Here is a 16,654-nt window from a genome sequence, read left to right as displayed (position 1 = left end):
CTCGAGGACATCAACAAGGGTTTCGACCTCATGCATGAGGGCAAGTCGATCAGGAGCGTCGTGGTTTACTGAAGCAATTCCAGGAAAAGCGTGCGGTTTTCCGTCCGGAATTGCGCAAGATACGCCGCGCCGAAGGTTCTGTGTTCCCAAACTACCGTGCCTTCCAAGCAACGGCGTAAGACCGGCGGTGCAGTCGAGCCAGCGCAGCTCGATCGCGCCGCCGGTGCAGTTTTGCGAGGGCTGCCGCTCGGCTATTTGCCGACGATCACATTCATGTCGGGCAGGGCCATGCCATAGGCGGTGTCGGCGGCGCCTTCGGCGATGTCGCTGGCCAGGCGGTAGCCCTTGTTGGCGCGAACGTCGCGTGGCGACATGCCGAATTGGTCCGAAATCTGCCGCGAGAGGTGGAACGGGTTCTTGTAGCCGCATTGATAGGCGATCTCCGAAATCGACAGCCCCGTCCGCAGCAGCAGCGAATGGCCGTGATGGGCGCGGACCTGCCAGAGGTAGCGCACCGGGGGTCACGCCGATATGCTTGCGAAAGGACGAGACGAGGTGCTGCGGGGTCACGCCGACCAGTGCCGCCAGCCTTTCGACGGTGATCTCCTTTTCGTGATTCTCGTCGTTGGTCTGTATACCGCCATGCAGGCTGCGATCATCCATCGCCATTCGACCGGGCAGGGCAGAAGAAAGCGCTCCGGTTTCGCAGGCGACGTGCCGAGCCGAGCCGAGCCGGCAAGGCCCAGGTGCTTATTCATCGACTCGTCAATGGCGTTGATGAGGTAGGGGTGGGTTCTCTCAAGCCATATCTCGCCGATAAACCATCAACTGGTTGTCGCCTTCCTGCATGATCCGTCCCCACTGATTGCGAACGACAAATCGCAGGCAAAGGATCGCGCGGGCGGGATTGCGAGTGGTCCGCTTGTCCGCGACCGTCACCTCGGCTTTGACGGTGTCGCCAGCGAGCACCGGGGCTGAAAACCGCCATGTCCAGCCGAGCGAGGCTACCGCCCGGAACCGGGCAACGGCATTGTTCTTCAGCCCATCGATAAGAGACAGCACAAGCAGGCCATGCGCCACGCGCGCCGGAAAACCATGCCGGAGTGCCGCCTCGTCGCTCATATGGATTTCGAACCGGTCACCGGTGATTTCGGCGAACGACTCGATGACGGCCGCTGTCACTTCCCTGGAAGGCGTTTCGAAATGGTCGCCGACCTCCACGTCTTCATAGCTCAACCCGAAGCCTGTGAGCGATTTCCCTTTGGTGTCGACGCTCATGCCGGCACCGGAGCGTCTTCTCGCAACAGCCTGCCCTTCTTCAGGTCGTGCCAGAATTCGCCAGGGATAGGGTAACTGAACCAGGCCAGGTTCTGCTCAAGTTGTTGGACAGTACGTGTGCCGGCGCAGAAGGACGGGATGGCCGGGTGCGCCACCACGAACTGCAAGGCGGCGGCCGGCAGCGGGACGCCATGCGCGCGGCAGATTTCCTCGATTTTCGCCACCTTCTCCATGATGGACTTTGGCGCCGGCGAATAATTGTACTTGGCGCCCGGAACGGCACCTGTGGCCAGGATGCCGGAATTGAAGCCGCCGCCAACCAGCACCGCCGCGCCGCGTTCGACGCAAAGCGGCAGGAACTTGTCGAGGGCTTCCTGTTCCAGCAACGTATAGCGGCCCGCCAGCAGGAAGCAGTCGAAGTCGCGCTGCTTCAGGGCCTCGTGGCAAACTTCCCATTCGTTGACCCCAACGCCGATCGCCTTGACGACGCCTTGCGAGCGCAGTTTCTCCAACGCCCGCCAGCAGCCGTCCATCGCCTGCCGGAAGACCTCCGGCTGCTCGTCTCCACGGGTGAACCGATCGATGTCGTGGATGAAAAGCATGTCGATATGTTCGAGCGCCAGGCGCTGCAGCGAATCCTCGAACGACCGCATGGTGCCGTCGTAGGAGTAATCGAAATCCATGGTGTTCGGCGCGGCGTTCGACCACGGCGCGAAGTCGATCTGCGAGCGCTTTGCCGGCTTGAGCACCCTGCCGACCTTGCTGGTGAGGACGAACTCGCCGCGCTTCTTCCACCGAAGCGAATGCCCGGTTCGCAACTCCGAAAGGCCGTGGCCGTACATCGGCGCGGTGTCGTAGAAGCGAATGCCGGCGTCCCAGGCGGTCTGGATCATGGCATCCGCAGTCTGCTCTTCCATGGGCTGAAGGAAATTGCCGATAGGAGCGGTTCCGAACGCGAAGGCCGTAACGTTGAGGCCGGACCGGCCGAATACGCGCTTGTCAGACGGCTTCATGATATCCTCCATTAGTAACCATCTGGTTATTTGTATTCAGTTTCACGCAGCGTCGCAAGCGCTTGTAACGGCGACGCATGGCGATGCGAAGCCCGCCGCTTGACGCCGGTGGCGATTCCAGCATAGTAGTAACTAGATAGTTACATAGGAGGTCGGCCGTGCCGCTGAGCGAAACGCAGCAGCAGGTGCGCGAGATGGCGCGCCAGTTTGCCGAGGACGTCATTCGTCCGGTTGCCGAGGCGCTTGATCGGGACGAGCGCTTCCCCGGCGAGATATATGAGCAGATGGGTGAGCTCGGTCTCTTCGGGATCGGCGTCCCGGAGGCCATGGGCGGCCCCGGCTTCGACACGCTTACCTATGCGTTGGTGATGGAAGAGCTGTCGCGCGGCTATGCATCCGTCGCCGATCAGTGCGGCCTCGTCGAGCTGATCAGCACCTTGCTGGTTCAGCATGGCACTGAGGCGCAGCGGCAACAGTGGTTGGGTCCGACCATGCGCGCCGAGAAGAAGGCCGCCTACTGCATAACCGAGCCCGAAGCGGGCACCGATGTTTCTGGGATACGTACCGCCGCGACGCGCGACGGGGACGGATGGCGGCTGAACGGCGGCAAGATCTGGATCCACAACGCGCCGGTCGCCGACGTCGGTTTCGTGCTGGCGCGCACCGACAAGGCTGCGGGCCATCGCGGCATGTCGATCTTCATCGTCGACCTGCACGCCAAGGGAATAGAGCGCGGCCCGAAGGAACATAAGATGGGTCAGCGGGCCAGCCAGGTCGGCGCGCTCAATTTCAATGACGTCGTTCTGGGACCTGAAGCGCTGCTGGGAGAAGAAGGCCGCGGCTTCCACATGATGATGAGCGTGCTTGACAAGGGACGCGTGGGCATCGCCTCGCTGGCCGTCGGCATCGCGCAAGCGGGGCTCGAGGCAGCGGTCGACTATGCCCAGCAGCGACGCCAGTTCGGCAAGGCGATTGCCGACTTCCAGGGCGTGCAATGGCTGCTTGCCGACATGGCAAAGGACATAGAGGCGGCGCGTCTGCTCGTGCGCAGCGCCGCCGAGAAGATCGATGCGGGGGAAAACGCAACCAAGGCCTGCTCGATCGCCAAATGTTTCGCGGGAGACATAGCCGTGGCTCGCACCGCCGATGCCGTGCAGGTCTTCGGCGGTTCCGGTTACATACGCGGCTTCGAGGTCGAGCGCCTCTATCGGGACGCCAAGATCACGCAGATATATGAAGGCACCAACCAGATCCAGCGCATGATCATCGCCCGCGAGCTCCTCAAGCACGGAGCCCGGGCGTGATGGCCGGATCGCGTCACGCGGCTTTCGTCACCGGATCGAGCCGCGGCATCGGACTGGCGGCTGCATTGGAGCTTGCCCGGCGCGGATTCGGCGTGGCGCTCAACGGTCCGGTCGATGACGAGGAATTGAAATCCGCCGAAGCGGCGGTCGCCGCGCTCGGCGTTCCGGTCGCGCGCGTTGCGGGCGATGTCGCCGATCCGGGCATCCACGAAGGCATGCTCGAAGCCGCCGAGGCCGCCATCGGTCCCCTGTCGACGCTGATCAACAATGCCGGCGTGTCGGTCATCTCGCGTGGCGACCCGCTCGATGTCACGGAGGAGAGCTATGACCGCTGCCAGGCAATCAACACAAAGGCGCAGTTCTTCCTGTCCCAGCGTTGGGCCAGGCGGCTGGTCGCCCGCAAGCGCGATGACGGCCGCTTCTACAGCCTGATCAACGTCTCGTCCTCCAATGCCACGGCGGTGGCGGAACCGCGCTCGGAGTATTGCGTGTCGAAGGCCGGATCCGCCATGGTGAGCCAGGTCTTCGCGGTGCGCCTCGGCCGGGAGAACATCGCCGTCTACGACATCAGGCCCGGCCTGATCGAGACCGCCATGACCAAGGCGGTCAGCGAAACCTACCGGCGCCGCATCGACGAGGAGGGACTGACATTGATCCGCCGCCTCGGCAAGCCGGAAGATGTCGGCCGCGTCATGGCGACGCTCGCCACGGGCGAGCTGCCATATACGACAGGCCATGTCATTGCCGTCGACGCGGGCATGCTGGTGCCGCGGTTCTGACCGCGGCGCAACGCCAGGGAGAACGCCATGATCATCCAGCTGCCGGATACCGCGGGCAAACTTTCCGATTATAGGCTTCAGGGCAAGGCGGTTCCCGCCGCGCGATTGCCGCCGGAAGCGGCACGCACCGTGCTGTCGGCCGCCCATGTGGTGGCGGATCCTTTCAGCGCGAGCGATCCCGGCGGTCCCGCCGCCATCGACTGGAAGGCCACGGTGGCATTCAGGCGCCACCTTCACGGGCTCGGCCTCGGCATCGCCGAAGCAATGGACACCGCGCAGCGCGGCATGGGTCTCGACTGGCCTTCGGCCTTGGAGCTGATCCGCAGGACCAGAAGCGAGCTGCCCGACGCGCTCGTCTTCAACGGCGCCGGCACCGACCAGCTCGGACCGGCTGATGCACGCACGCTCGACGATGTCCGCCGTGCCTATTTCGAACAGATCGAGGCCATCCAGAAGGTCGGCGGCAGATTGATCGTCATGGCCAGCCGGGCGCTGGCGGCCGTGGCGCGTTCGCCCGACGATTATGTATCGGTCTATGGCGATGTGCTCGCGCGCTGCGACCGCCCGGTGATCCTGCACTGGCTGGGAGAGATGTTCGATCCGGCCCTCAAGGGGTATTGGGGGGCCGGCCGCTTCGAGGATGCGCTCGAGACGGTATTGGCAATTATCGGAAACAACACCGCCAGGATCGACGGCATCAAGATTTCCCTCCTCGACAAGGAGAAGGAAATCGCGATGCGCCGCCGCCTGCCCGCCGGCGTGAAGATGTACACGGGCGACGACTTCAACTATCCGGAACTGATCGCGGGTGACGAGCAGGGGTTCTCGCACGCTCTTCTCGGTATCTTCGACCCTCTGGCGCCGGCTGCCGCCTACGCCATCGACCGGCTCGGCCGGGGCGATACCCAAGGGTTCCACGCGACGCTGGATCCGACCGTGCCGCTCGCGCGGCTGATCTTTCGAGCGCCCACGCAATACTACAAGACCGGGGTCGTCTTCCTTGCCTGGCTGAACGGGTTCCAGGATCATTTCATCATGCTTGGGGGCGCCCATTCGATGCGGCCGCTGCCCTATTTCGTGGAGGTGTTCAAGCTGGCCGACGGATGCGGCCTCCTGGCGGATACCGAACTGGCTGCCGCACGCATGCGCAAGCTGCTTGCCCTTTATGGTCTCTGACCAGAACCATGCGTGACTTCACGAGGAATCATTCCGCGCTGGCGCTCAACACGGCGACGCTCGGCCACAATCTCGACGGTCACGGCGCGGGCTGGTCGATCGAGCGTGTGCTCGACGCATGCGCTGAGCGCGGCCTGCGCGGCATTGTCTTCTGGCGCCGCGAAATCGGCAGCCGCGCCGTCGAGATAGGCGAGCGGGTTCGCGCGGCCGGCCTCGGCGTCGTCGGCTTGTGCCGCGCGCCTTATCTCACCGGCCCGTTGGCGCTTCCCGGCCGCGCGGCGATCATGGACGATTTCCGCGCCGCGATCGACATGGCTGCCGGTCTCGGCGCGCCTGTCCTGACCATCGTTTGCGGTGGGGTCGAGCCGGGAACGAAAGGCGTCGGCGAAAGCCTCAAGCTGGTTGCGGATCGTGTCGCCGAAGCGGCTCCCTACGCGGCGGCCGGAAACGTTCGCCTGGCTCTCGAGCCGCTGCATCCGGTTTACGGCGGCGACCGGTCCTGCCTGGTGACGATGCGCGACGCGGTCGATCTTTGCATTGCCGTCGATGCGCCCAATGTGGGCGTCGCGGTCGACGTGTACCACGTCTGGTGGGATCGCACGCTGGCCGACGAATTGCTGCGGGCCGGGTCGAACCGCATTTTCGGTTATCACCTTTGCGATTGGCTGGCGCAGACACGCGACGTGCTGCTCGACCGCGGCATGATGGGTGACGGCGTGGCCGACCTGAAGGCTATCCGCGCTGCAGTGGAGGCAGCCGGCTATGCCGGGCCGTGCGAGGTGGAGGTGTTCTCGGCGCGGAACTGGTGGAAGCGCGATCCCGAAGACGTCCTGGACGCCTGCGTTGAGCGCTTTCGCACTGTTTGTTGAAGACAGAGGCTGGACAAGGAGCAACGCTCGCAGTCTTGCAAGCATCCCAGGCAAAAAAGGAACCGTTTGAGGGGTTGCCCGCCCACTGGCAAACAGCCTTTCACCGCGTTCAAACCGGCCCGAGATTAGTCTCCCGACCGGCGGCCCTTTTCCCGGAAGGCGGCAAGGCCCGCCCGAAGATCCTCGCTGCCGGCGGCGATACGTCCGGCAAACGCATCCAGAACACGCTCCCGTTCCTCGCCTTCAGCGGCATTGACGAGCATCTTGGCGAGTTCCGTGGCTGTGGCAGACCGGCCTGCAACGATAGCGGCAAGGTCCTCGGCCGCGGCCAGGCCGCGCCCTTTGTCGACGACCTTATCGACAAGCAATAGCCCCAAGGCCTCGTCGGCGGAATAGACTTCGCCGAAGATCGACATGCGCCGGATCAATTGCGGGCCGAAACGACGGGCCGTGCGCTGGGTGCCCGACCAGCCGGGTATGATCCCCAGGCTGGTTTCAGGCAGACCGATGCGGGCGTGGCGCTCGGCGATCCGATAGTCGGCGCAGGCCGCAAGCTCCAGGCCTCCGCCAAGGCAATGGCCGTTGAGGACGGCAATGACCGGTTGCGAAAGCCTGGCAAGAGCATCGAAGCCGGCATGGCCGTCGCGGATCCAGTGACGCGCGAACTGCTCGGCGCCGAGCACGCTCCAGGCGGCGACGTCGCCGCCCGCGCAGAACGACTTCTCGCCCTCGCCGGTCAGGATCAGCACCTTCGCCGCGGAACGCTCCACCGCTCTGCATAGCGGCACGAGCGCATCGACCATCGCGGCATCGAGCGCGTTGAGCTTTTCAGGCCGGCGGATGGTCATACGGGCGATCGCGCCGTCGAAGCTGAGATCGAGACGGGGATCGCTCACAGCCGCAATCCTATCGGCTGGTCGAGGAACAGCGCCGCGTCCATCAGCTTGAGACCCGGCGAGACCGCGAGAGGAGACGTCGCCTGCCGCAGCACGTCACGCTCGAGGTCGAGCCCGGGGGCTATTTCGGTGACGACCAGGCCGTCGGCAGTCAGGCGGATGACGCACCTTTCCGTCACATAAGTGACGTCCTGGCCCTGGCTGACGGCGCGCTGTCCCGAGAAGCTGACCTGGTCCACTTTCGGGACGATCTTGGCGACCTTGCCTTCCTTGTCGATGACCAGCTTTCCATTCTCCAGCCGCATCTTCGCGCCGGCGTTGAAGTTGCCGGAGAAGACGATCTTACGCGCCCGCGCGGTGATGTCCACGAAACCGCCGGCGCCGGCGGTGCGATGCGGCGTCGAGGAAAGACGCGAGACGTTGACGGATCCGTCGGAGCCTATTTCGAGGAACGACAGCAAGGAGCAGTCAAAGCCTCCGGCCTGGAAGTAGGTGAAAAGGTGCGGGGAGGCGACGAAGGCTTCCGCGTTCGAGGCACAGCCGAATTTGAAGTCGAGCAATGGCACGCCGCCCACCGGCCCTTGTTCGATCACCCAGGTGACGGCGCCGTGCAGGCCTTCCTCGATCAGGATGCGAGGCACGTTGGCCGAGATGCCGAAGCCGATATTGACTGCCCAGCCCGCTCGAAGCTCCTGCGCGACGCGGCGCGCGATGACTTTGGAGACGTTGTATTCAGGCGTGCGGAAGGTATGCAGTGGCCGGAACAACTCGCCCGATATGGCCGGATCGTAAGCGGTGCCCGTTGTCTGCAACTGATCCGGCGCCTCGACGATGAAATCCACCAGGATGCCGGGAACCTGCACTTCATGCGGCCGCAATGAGCCTTGGGCCGCGACGCGCTTGACCTGGGCAATGACGATGCCGCCGCAGTTGCGCGCGGCAAGCGCCATCTCCATCGCGCCGAGGATCGCTCCCTCCTGTTCGAAGGTGAGGTTTCCCTTCTCGTCCGCCGTGGTCGCGCGGATGATCGCCACATCCGGCTGGAGGGGCGGGAAGTGCAGCCATGTCTCGCCGTTGAATTCCACGCGCCGCACGATGGGCGACTTCAGCGCGGCGGCGTTCATGGCTCCGCCCTCGAGCGCCGGATCGACAAACGTGTCCATGCCGACCTTGGTCAACACGCCAGGCCGGTGCGCCGCGCCCTCGCGCAGCATGTCGAACACGATGCCGGAGGGGAAGTTCCAGGCCGCCACATCCTCGGCAAGGATACGCTGCCAGATCAGCGGCGGTTCGGCATTGGTTGGTCCCGAGGGATACGAGCCTCCGATGATGCGGCTGAGCAAGCCCGGCAAGGCGATATGATCGACCCCTTTGGTGCCGAACATGTCGCCGGCGGCGATCGGATGGATTGTGGTGATGTTGCGAGGCGCTCCCTCCGCCGCGAAGCGTTTGCCGATGGCTTCAAGCACTGCGTCCGGACACAAGAGGCCGGACGACGAATTGACCGCGACCGTCGCTCCGTCGCGTATCGCGGCGACGGCCTGCGCTGCGGACCTGACCTTGCTCACGTTTCCTCTCCATAGGGCTTGGCAATAAGTAACTAGATAGTTATATCTGTATAGCCGCCCGCCGCTTTCAAAGCAAGCTCCGCGCCGTCGGCAACCAGTGGGAGGATTTCGATGAACATCATGTTCCAGAAGACGAATCAGCGGATGTTTGGAACTTTCCCTCTTAAGGGGGATACGCTGCGTGCAGCGATCGCGGCTGCGATCGACGCAGGCTACCGCGCGTTCGACACGGCTCAGGCCTATGGCAATGAAGCCGACACGGGCTTGGCCTTGGCCGAGAGCGGCATGCCCCGGGACGAGCTCTGCGTCACGACAAAGGTCACCGTGGAGAACTTCTCGCGCGAGCGGTTCATGCCATCCGTCGAACAGTCCCTGCGGGATTTGAAGTTGGATCGTGTCGACATCCTGCTGCTTCACTGGCCGACGCCGGGAGGCGACATCGAGCTCTCACTTAAACTGCTTCAGGAGGCGCAGGAACAAGGTTTCGCCAACACCATCGGAGTTTCGAACTACACAGCGGCGATGATGCGGCAGGCGAGGCAGATCGCCGGCGTGCCGCTTGTGACCAATCAGGTGGAATTCCATCCGCTTCTTGACCAGCGCAAGCTGCTGGCGGCCGCGAGTGAAACGGGTATCCCTCTGTCGTCCTACTGCTCGGTCGCGCGCGGTGAGGTCTTCAAGCATCCGCTTTTCGCCGAGATCGGCGCGACATACGGCAAGTCGGCTGCCCAGGTCGTGCTGCGCTGGATCCTGCAGAAGGGTTTGCCGATCAACACGATGTCCACAAAGCCAGACAACATCCGCTCGAATTTCGACGTGATGGACTTCACCTTGTCGAGTATCGACATGGGCCGCATCGACGCCATGAATGCCGTCGGTTATCGCGTTGTGGGGAAGCGGCTGATCCCATATGCGCCGGATTTCGACGCCTGAGAGCACGAACAGGGAGAGCGATCAGATCCGGGGTGACCGGCAACGCTGGAGTGTTTCACCGCTTCACGGAAACGGCGAACCGCTCTATCCCTTTTTGCGCAATTCCGGACGGAGGGCTACGGCGAAGTCGCCGAGCCCAACCGCTCACACCTTTCCTGGAATTGCTCTAGCGGTTGCCTCGGATCAGGTCCGACGCATGCTCACCGATCATGATTGTCGCCGCATTGGTATTTGAGCCGACCAGGGACGGCATTGCCGAGCTATCGCAGATGCGGATGCCATCCAACCCGTGCACCCGCAGTTGAGGATCGACCACGGACATCGCGTCCTTTCCCATCTTGCAGGTGCAAGTCGGGTGATAGGAGGTACGGCCATAGCGTCGCGCATAGGCTTCATAGTCTGCCTGCGAGCGCACGCTCGTGTCGGGGAACCGAAGCTCTTTGATGAATTTGCGCAGCGACGGCTGATTGAATATCTCGCGGCTGATCCTGATGCCTTCGACCGACACTCTGAGGTCGTCGGGGTCCGCGAGGAAATTGGGATCCACGACCGGATTGTCGCGCGGGTCCGGCGAACGGAGCGTCACGCTCCCGCGCGATTTCGGGCGCAGCGTGTAGCTGTTCAAAGTGATGCCGGACGATCCCTTTGGGACCGACGGCACGCCCGCTTCCGCGCCTGCTCCCGCCAGGAAGTGGAACTGCAGATCGGGAACCGCTCCCGCATGGTCCTCGGAGGAATGCCAGAAGGCGCCGCCTTCGACCACGTTCGACGTTATCGGCCCGGTCTTGAACAGCATATACTGGATGCCGGCCCACAGCATCCAGTGCGTCTTGTTGTACTTGTCGAGTGAATCGTGGCCTTTCAGCTCCGCTACGATGTCGATGCCGAAATGATCGTGCAGGTTCTGTCCGACGCCCGGGAGATCCTGGATCGTCTCGATGCCATGATGGCGCAGGTGCTCGGCAGGGCCGATGCCGGACAGCATCATCAGCTTCGGCGTGCCTATCGCCCCCGAGGTAACAAGCACTTCGCTGTCGGCGTTTACCACTTTCAGCGAGTCGCCGACCGAGCATTCGACGCCAACGGCCCGGCGGCCCTTGAAGACGATGCGATGGACCAACGCTCCTGTGATCAGCGTAAGGTTCGGGCGCTTCAGGGCAGGCTTGAGGTAGCCCACGGCAGCCGAGCAGCGGCGGTTGTTGCGCGTCGTGATCTGGTAGATGCCGGAGCCTTCCTGCTTCGCGCCGTTGAAGTCCGGATTATAGGGCAGTCCGTATTCCTGGCAGCTCTGGACGAATGCGCGCGAAACGACGTTCGGATCTGGTATGTTCGACACGCCGAGCGGTCCGTCCGTGCCGTGGAGCCTGCCGGAGAGTATGCTGTTGCCCTCGGAGCGGAGGAAATACTTCCGGACGTCCTTGAACGCCCAGCCGTCCGCACCTTCCTCGTTCGCCCAGCGGTCGTAGTCGGTCTCGTGCCCTCGGGTATAGACCTCGGCATTGATCGACGACCCGCCGCCCAGCACCTTTGCTTGCGCATAGGGGATCTCGCGATTGTCGGCATGTCTCTGAGGGGCCGTCACCAGTCCCCAGGTGAGCGGCCCGGTGGTCATCTTGGCGAAGCCAACGGGCATATGGATGTAGGGATGGCTGTCCCTGCCACCGGCCTCGATGATGCAGACCCTGACGGCGGGATTCTCGGACAGGCGCGAGGCAAGCACGCAGCCTGACGAGCCGGCCCCGACGATCACATAGTCGAAACCTGTCGTCATCACTTGATCCAGTGCGAGCGCTTGCCGATTTCGATGTGGACGGACTTCACCTGGGTGTACTCCTCCACGCCGTACATTCCGGCCTCTCTTCCCCATCCGGACTGCTTGAACCCGCCAAGCGGCATCTCCGGCCCTCCGGCCATGATCGTGTTGACCCAGAACCGTCCGGCGCGCACGCGCCGCGTCACGACAAGCGCCTTGTCGATGTTCTTGGTCCACACGCTGGCAGCCAGGCCATAGACGGTATCGTTGGCAAGGCTGATCGCCTCCTCGACGGAATCGAAATGGAAGGACGACAGGACAGGCCCGAAGATTTCGTCGCGGGCAATCGACATTGCGGGCGTGACACCGGAAAACAGCGTTGGCACAATATACTGGCCGCCGCCAAGGTCCAGGGTTTCACCGCCGGTTACCAGGGTTGCCCCCTCGGCCTTGCCCTTGTCGATATAGCTCAGGATGGTTGAATTCTGCGCGTCGGTGGTGATGGCGCCGACCTGCGTCTTCGTTTGCAGCGGATCGCCGACGACGATCTTGGCCATCTTGGCGGCGAGGATTTCCTCGAACTGGCGGGCAACCGAGCGCTCGACGATGACGCGGCTCGACGAGACGCAGCATTGGCCCGTGTTGAAGCTTATGCCGAAGGCCGCGCCGTCAGCCGCGTCCTCGAGATCGCTGTCGGCGAAAACGATGATGGGGTTCTTGCCGCCGAGTTCGAGGCCGAGCTTCTTGAAGTTCGAATCGGCGGCCGCATGGACACATGAGCGTCCGACGGATGTCGATCCGGTAAAGGACAGCATGTCGACATCGGGATGCTCGCTCAAAGCCTGGCCAATCGTCCGGCCCGATCCGGTGACGACGTTATAGACGCCGTCCGGCGCGCCGGCTTCGGAAAGGATCTCGCCAAGCAGCAGCGTGGTCGCGGACGTGACCTCCGAAGGCTTGACGACCACGGTGCATCCGCTGGCCAGGATGAAGGGAATGCGCTCGCACAGGATCAGGAAGGGGAAGTTCCAGGGCGTGATGAGCCCGACCACGCCGACCGGCTCACGCAGCATCACGCCGAAGAGACTGTCGCCGAGACTGTTGAAGCTGTCGCCATGCAACAGCCGAGCCGCGCCCGCGCCGACCTCGAAGCAGGCAATGCAGTGATCGATTTCGCCGCGCGCCTGCGAGATCGGCTTGCCGTTCTCGAGGACCTCCCAATAGGCAATCTCGTCACGGCGGCGGCGCAGGATGTCGGCCGTTCTTAACAGCACACCCGCGCGGTCGGCTCCAGGCAACCCGGCCCACCGGCGATCCTCAAAGGCGCGACGCGCTGCGGCCACGGCCGAATTCAGGTCGTCGACCGTGCATTTGGGGGTAAGCGTCACCGCCACGCCATGCCCCGGGGATCGGCGCTCGAACATCGCGCTGCCCTTGCGCCACGAACCGTCGGACCAGAACCCGAATTCGCGCGGTGCATCCGGCAGGGTCGCGCGATCAGCAAAATCAAGCATGTGGCATGGCTCCGTTTTAGCGGTGCGCCGGCCATTCGCGTCCGCCGTTCCGGCGAGGCGCGCCGGCTGTTCTCAGTTCAGTATGATTTGCGTCTTCAGATCCTGGGACCGCTCGGCCAGAGTCTCGAAGGCCTGCTGGATCTGATCGAGGGGAAAGGTGGAGCGTGTGAACGCGTCGGTGCGAAAGCGGCCGTGCGACAGCAGCGTCAACGCATCGTGCATGTCTTCTCCCATGCCGGCGACGGAGCCCTTGAGGCTGTTCTCCTCGAGGATGGTGCGCAGGATATCGACCGGCACCGTGTCGTGCGGCCCGGTAAGGCCGAAGAAGGCGACATGGCCGCCCTTGCGGATGAGCTCGAATGCGAGCGCGTAGAGCCGGGCGGAGCCGACGCTCTCGATCACCAGGTCCGCCCCGCGTCCACCGGTCCTGGCCAGGACCTCCGCCTTAAGCCGGGCAGGGTCGGCTATAGCTGCATCCGCACCGGCTTCAAGGGCAAGACGGCAGCGGTCCTGCGACAGGTCGGCGACGATGATCGGCGCGGCGCCGCATAGGCGCATCATCTGGACGTGCAGGTTGCCGATCGGTCCGGCTCCAAGGATCACGACAGACTGGCCGAAGCTCGCGCGCGCCTTGCGTGCGGCGCGCACCACGCAGGACACCGGCTCCGTCAGGGCCAGCACCTCGGCCGGGACATGGTCCGGCGCCGGCAGGACGAGCCTGGCCGGCACGCAGACATATTCGGCGAAGGCGCCGTCGCGCCCGATGCCCACCTGCGTCATCGACGGGCAGTTCAGGATCTCGTTGCGGCGGCACCAGTAGCACTGACCGCAGCCGATATTGACGTCGGCGACGCAGGTCGTGCCTGGCTTGATGTGCTTCACACGCTCACCTGTCGCGGCGATCGTCCCGGCAAACTCGTGGCCAGGCACCAGCGGCAGCCGATCAGCCGCATAGTGACCATTGAAGATATGGATGTCGGTGCCGCATATGCCGGTCCGCGAGATGCGGATCAAGGCGTCGTCGGGGCCGACCTCCGGAATGGCGATCTCCTGCACCTCGAAACGGCGCGGAGCGGTCAGAACGGCGGCGCGCATTGTTGCCATGGCTTGTCTCACTTCACGATGCGAAGCTTGGAGCGGTCGATGGTCAGCGCGATGGCGACGATCAGCACCAGGCCGAAGACCATCTGCTGCTGTGTCGCCGCGATGCCGAAATAGAGCATCGACGCCCGGATGACCGCCACGATCAACGTGCCGATCGCGGTGTTGAGCACACCGCCGACACCGCCCGTCAGCGGCGTTCCGCCGACAAGCACCGCCACGATTGCCGGCAGCAGGAAGCCGTTGGCGATCGTCGGCGCGCCGCCGGACAGTTTGACCGAAAAGAGCAGGCCAGCCACGGCGGCCAGCGCTCCAGAGATGGCGAAGGCCAGGATCTTGTAGCGGGCGACGTTGAGACCGGACGCGGCCGCGGCCAGTTCGCCGGCGCCCACGGCCTTCAGCGCACGGCCGAGGATCGTGCGCCGTTCTATGAGCAGGCAGATCGCCAGCAAGCCGAGCGCGATGAAGAGCTCGTGCGGCACGATGCCGGTTCGGCCGATCATCCAGCCGAAGGTCTCGTTGCGCTGGGTGGCGTCCATATTCAGGGCGCGGTTGCCCGACAGCCATTGCGCCACCGAGAAGCAGACGCCGCCGACCGCCAGCGTGGAGATGAAGGAGGGGACGTACATGCGCGTGGTCAGGTAGCCGGAGAGGGTGCCCAGCATGAACCCCGCGAGGATGCAGAGCGCCGCGACCCATATCCCCAGCGACGCCAGATAGACCGAGGCAACGACAGTGATCATGTTCGCCATCGACTGCGCCGACAGGTCGATACCGCCGATGTAGATGGCAAAGGTCAATCCCAGCGCCATGATGAACAAGGGCACGATGTCGCCGGCAAGGCTCAAAAGATTGGCCGGCTTCAAGAAGCTCGGATCGGCGACGCCGACGATCGCGACGAGGACCAGGAGGGTGATCCAGGGGAAGTGCGGCTTGAGGCGTTGGATATCCATCGGTGCCCTCAGATCATGTAGTGCAGAAGGTCGTAGAGCGACGGCTTGGAGCCGGGCACGCAGTCGAAACGCTTCTGGATCTCGCCGTCCTTGATGACGACGATGGTGTGGGAGAGGCCAATGGCCTCTTCAAGCGTGTCGGCGACCAGGACGACGCCGACCCCGTCGTCGCACATCTCCCTGATCATGTCGTACACATCCTCCTTGGCGCCGATGTCCAGACCGCGGGTCGGATGATCGAGCAGCATGATGTCGGAGCCGCCCGACCGCCATTTGGCAAGCACGACCTTCTGCTGGTTGCCGCCCGAGAGGTTGCCGCAGTCGGCATATTCGGAGCTTGCCTTGATGGCGAGCTTGCCGATCCATTTCCTGGCAAGCTCACGCTCGTTGCCGACATCGAGCCAGCCCATCCGCGCGTAACGCGGCATTTGCGAGAGCGTCATGTTCTCGTAGACATTCATGCCGGCGACGATGCCTTCTATCTTGCGTTCGCGCGGCACGTAGCCGACGCCGCGCTCCACCGCGCCCCGGGCCGTCAGCCTGGAGATCGCCTCGCCCTTGATCTTCAGGGTGCCCTTGGCCGGCGCTCGCATGCCGTAGATGGTTCGAAGGATCGCCTCGCGACCGGAGCCCTCGGTGCCAACCAGGCACAGCACCTCGCCGGCATGCAGCGTCAGCGAGATGTCGCGGATACGTCCGGGCAGGCTGACATCGGACAGTTCGACCAGAGGCCTCGTCGCGTCGTAGGGCTTTTGCCGCTGTTCACGGTAATATTCCTTGTCGACATGGCGGCCGACCATCTTGTGCTGGATCGCTTCCGGCGTCGCCGCGCCGCGCGAGACGACGTCGACCACCTGGCCATCCTTCATCACGTAGATGCGGTCCGAAAGCTCCATCACTTCGTCCATGCGATGGGACACGAAGATGAACGAAGCGCGCGTCGTCAGCTCCCGCACGAGCTTGAACAACAGCTTCACCTCTTCCTCCGCCAGCACCGAGGTCGGCTCGTCGAGCAGGACGACCAGATGACCCTGCACCCGTTCCTCCAACGTCAGCACCTTGGCCAGTTCCACAAGCTGGCGCTGCGCGAAGGAAAGGCTCGAGGTGGTCGTGCGCGGATCGATATCGAGCTTGACCTTGGCAAGCTGCTTCCTGGCGGCTCTGGCCATCGCCTTCCAGTTGACCACGCCGACGCGCGAGAACTGGTCTTCATAGCCGAGGAAGATGTTTTCCATCACGGACAGGTTGGTGATCAGCGATTGCTCCTGAAACACCATGCCGATGCCCCGTTCCATCGCATCGCGGGGGCCGCTGAACCGGACGGGCTTGCCGTCGATGAGGATCTCGCCGCCGTCAGGCTGGTAGGCGCCGTAGATCACCTTCATAAGCGTGGATTTGCCCGCGCCATTCTCTCCCACCAGCCCGACGATCTCGCCGCGGCTGATGGAAAAGTCGACCGATTTCAGTGCCCGGACGCCTGGAAACTTCTTTTCGACGGCTTTCAATTCATACATTGC

General features: G+C 63.8%; 15 protein-coding genes. 5 read left to right on the top strand and 10 right to left on the bottom strand.

The genetic code is table 11. The annotated features are described in order from the left end of the window. Positions 1-251: 251 nt before the first annotated feature. The 3 genes from FJ471_RS11350 to FJ471_RS11340 form a co-directional block, all read right to left on the bottom strand. Complete coding sequence (locus FJ471_RS11350) at positions 252-515, bottom strand: AraC family transcriptional regulator (RefSeq protein ID WP_140803242.1); 264 nt, start codon at positions 513-515, stop codon at positions 252-254. Positions 516-798: 283 nt separating this feature from the next. After that, entirely contained in the window at positions 799-1,278 is a 480-nt protein-coding gene (locus FJ471_RS11345) for a MaoC family dehydratase (RefSeq protein ID WP_140803241.1), read from the bottom strand. Then, a complete protein-coding gene (locus FJ471_RS11340; RefSeq protein WP_140803240.1) occupies positions 1,275-2,291 on the bottom strand; it encodes an aldo/keto reductase in 1,017 nt (338 codons plus the stop codon). The genes FJ471_RS11345 and FJ471_RS11340 overlap by 4 nt, the downstream gene beginning before the upstream one ends. Positions 2,292-2,449: 158 nt before the next feature. On the opposite strand from FJ471_RS11340, the gene FJ471_RS11335 reads away from it, so the two are divergent. From FJ471_RS11335 to FJ471_RS11320, 4 genes are read left to right on the top strand one after another with little or no spacing between them, the layout of a single operon-like run. Beyond that, a complete protein-coding gene (locus FJ471_RS11335) occupies positions 2,450-3,595 on the top strand; it encodes an acyl-CoA dehydrogenase family protein (protein ID WP_140803239.1) in 1,146 nt (381 codons plus the stop codon). Then, a complete protein-coding gene (locus FJ471_RS11330; RefSeq protein ID WP_140803238.1) occupies positions 3,595-4,374 on the top strand; it encodes a 3-ketoacyl-ACP reductase in 780 nt (259 codons plus the stop codon). Before FJ471_RS11335 ends, FJ471_RS11330 begins: the two co-directional genes overlap by 1 nt. A 27-nt stretch (positions 4,375-4,401) precedes the next feature. Further along, entirely contained in the window at positions 4,402-5,550 is a 1,149-nt protein-coding gene (locus FJ471_RS11325; protein WP_140803237.1) for a dihydrodipicolinate synthase family protein, read from the top strand. An 8-nt stretch (positions 5,551-5,558) separates the two neighbouring features. Next, a complete protein-coding gene (locus FJ471_RS11320; RefSeq protein ID WP_140803236.1) occupies positions 5,559-6,419 on the top strand; it encodes a sugar phosphate isomerase/epimerase family protein in 861 nt (286 codons plus the stop codon). 125 nt (positions 6,420-6,544) lie between these two features. Here FJ471_RS11320 and FJ471_RS11315 read toward each other — a convergent pair whose 3' ends face one another. Together FJ471_RS11315 and FJ471_RS11310 are read right to left on the bottom strand one after the other, a co-directional pair. Further along, the gene (locus tag FJ471_RS11315) at positions 6,545-7,315 is read right to left on the bottom strand and encodes an enoyl-CoA hydratase/isomerase family protein (RefSeq protein ID WP_140803235.1); all 771 of its coding nucleotides are present in this window, start codon (positions 7,313-7,315) and stop codon (positions 6,545-6,547) included. Continuing rightward, complete coding sequence (locus FJ471_RS11310) at positions 7,312-8,883, bottom strand: acyl CoA:acetate/3-ketoacid CoA transferase (RefSeq protein WP_140803234.1); 1,572 nt, start codon at positions 8,881-8,883, stop codon at positions 7,312-7,314. The genes FJ471_RS11315 and FJ471_RS11310 overlap by 4 nt, the downstream gene beginning before the upstream one ends. Positions 8,884-8,994: 111 nt before the next feature. On the opposite strand from FJ471_RS11310, the gene FJ471_RS11305 reads away from it, so the two are divergent. After that, positions 8,995-9,816: an aldo/keto reductase gene (locus tag FJ471_RS11305; RefSeq protein WP_140803233.1), complete on the top strand. Its 822-nt coding sequence runs from the start codon at positions 8,995-8,997 to the stop codon at positions 9,814-9,816. 166 nt (positions 9,817-9,982) lie between these two features. Here FJ471_RS11305 and FJ471_RS11300 read toward each other — a convergent pair whose 3' ends face one another. The 5 genes from FJ471_RS11300 to FJ471_RS11280 all read right to left on the bottom strand — a co-directional run bounded on the left by FJ471_RS11300 (position 9,983) and on the right by FJ471_RS11280 (position 16,651). Further along, positions 9,983-11,587: a GMC family oxidoreductase N-terminal domain-containing protein gene (locus FJ471_RS11300; RefSeq protein ID WP_140803232.1), complete on the bottom strand. Its 1,605-nt coding sequence runs from the start codon at positions 11,585-11,587 to the stop codon at positions 9,983-9,985. Beyond that, positions 11,587-13,083: an aldehyde dehydrogenase family protein gene (locus FJ471_RS11295; RefSeq protein WP_140803231.1), complete on the bottom strand. Its 1,497-nt coding sequence runs from the start codon at positions 13,081-13,083 to the stop codon at positions 11,587-11,589. Before FJ471_RS11295 ends, FJ471_RS11300 begins: the two co-directional genes overlap by 1 nt. Positions 13,084-13,155: 72 nt before the next feature. Continuing rightward, positions 13,156-14,187 carry an alcohol dehydrogenase catalytic domain-containing protein gene (locus FJ471_RS11290; RefSeq protein WP_140803230.1) on the bottom strand — a complete coding sequence of 344 codons (1,032 nt, stop codon included), beginning with the start codon at positions 14,185-14,187 and terminating at the stop codon, positions 13,156-13,158. A gap of 8 nt (positions 14,188-14,195) precedes the next feature. Next, positions 14,196-15,137: an ABC transporter permease gene (locus FJ471_RS11285; protein WP_140803229.1), complete on the bottom strand. Its 942-nt coding sequence runs from the start codon at positions 15,135-15,137 to the stop codon at positions 14,196-14,198. 8 nt (positions 15,138-15,145) lie between these two features. Continuing rightward, a complete protein-coding gene (locus FJ471_RS11280) occupies positions 15,146-16,651 on the bottom strand; it encodes a sugar ABC transporter ATP-binding protein (protein WP_140803228.1) in 1,506 nt (501 codons plus the stop codon). Between the last annotated feature and the right edge of the window lie 3 nt (positions 16,652-16,654).

The sequence above is a fragment of the Mesorhizobium sp. B2-7-1 genome (genome assembly GCF_006440735.1).
Classification (GTDB): Bacteria; Pseudomonadota; Alphaproteobacteria; order Rhizobiales; family Rhizobiaceae; genus Mesorhizobium.
This window is presented reverse-complemented; position numbering and strand designations above follow the sequence as displayed.